Source organism: Streptomyces synnematoformans, from assembly GCF_039531005.1.
Lineage (GTDB): Bacteria > Actinomycetota > Actinomycetes > Streptomycetales > Streptomycetaceae > Streptomyces > Streptomyces synnematoformans.
Genome location: NZ_BAAAPF010000678.1, coordinates 1 through 1206, shown reverse-complemented (window position 1 = coordinate 1206; position 1206 = coordinate 1). Strand labels below are relative to the sequence as shown.

At 78.4% G+C, this 1206-nt stretch carries 1 protein-coding gene; it reads left to right on the top strand.

The features are described from left to right. Window positions 1-32: 32 nt before the first annotated feature. Window positions 33-1206: DPP IV N-terminal domain-containing protein (locus ABD317_RS37075; RefSeq protein WP_344296493.1), on the top strand; the 1174-nt coding region annotated here is incomplete at its 3' end.

The following is a 1206-nucleotide window of genomic DNA, read 5'->3' as shown; positions in this document are numbered from 1 at the left end:
GGCGACGGCCGGTCTGCGGGCATGGTCTCGGCATGAACGCTCAACGCGCGCCGGAGTTCCCCAGCCATCTCGCCCGCACCCGCAAGTTCACCCTCGGCCTGCCGCACGCCGTGACGGTCTCGCCCGACGGCGAGCGCGTGCTGTTCCTGCGCACCGGGAGCGCCACGGATCCCGTGGCCCGGCTGTGGCTGCACGAGGGGGGCGCGGAGCGGGAGCTGGCGGATCCGGCGGGGCTGGCGCGGGGCGGCCCGGAGCCGGCGGCGGAGCGGGTGCGCCGGGAGCGCTCGCGGACGCGGACGGCGGGCATCACCTCGTACGCCACGGACGACGCCGTGCGGCTCGCCGTCTTCGCGCTGGCCGGTGAGCTGTGGGCGGTACGGACCGACGGCTCGGCGCCGTTCCGGCTGCCCGCCGCGGGGCCCGCCGTCGATCCGCGCCCCTCCCCCGACGGGCGGTACGTCGCGTACGTCACGGCCGGGGCGCTGCACACCGTGTCCGTGGCCGGCGGGGACGACCGGCTGCTGGCCGCGCCGGAGGGGCCGGAGGTGACGTACGGGCTGCCCGAGCACGTGGCCGCCGAGTCGATGCACCGCCATCGCGGCCACTGGTGGGCGCCGGACGGCGGTGCGCTGCTCGTCGCGCGCGTGGACGAGTCCGGCGTGCGCCGCTGGCACCTCGCCGACCCCGCGGACCCGGCGGCCGAGCCCCGCGCGGTGCGCTACCCGGCCGCCGGCACGGCCAACGCGGACGTCTCCCTGTACGTGGTCACGCGGGACGGCCGGCGCACGGAGGTGCGCTGGGACCGGACGGCGTTCGAGTACCTGGCCACCGTCCGCTGGGACGCGCACGGCCCGCTCCTCGGGGTGCAGAGCCGCGACCAGCGCACGCTGCTCACGCTGGCGGCCGACCCGGACACCGGCGCCACCCGCGTGCTGGCCGAGACGCGCGACGCGCACTGGACCCGGCTGGTGCCGGGGACGCCAGCCAGGACCGCGTCCGGCGCGCTGCTGCAGGTCGCGAACGACACCGCCACGGACACGTACCGGCTCCTCCGCGACGGCGAGCCCGTCACGCCCGCCGGGCTGCAGGTGCGCGCGGTGCTCGGGGCCGCGGGCGAACGGGTGCTGTTCACGGCGGCCGAGGACCCGGCGGAGCGGCACGTGTGGTCGTACGAGCCGGGGCCGGGCTGCACCCGCCTGACCGACG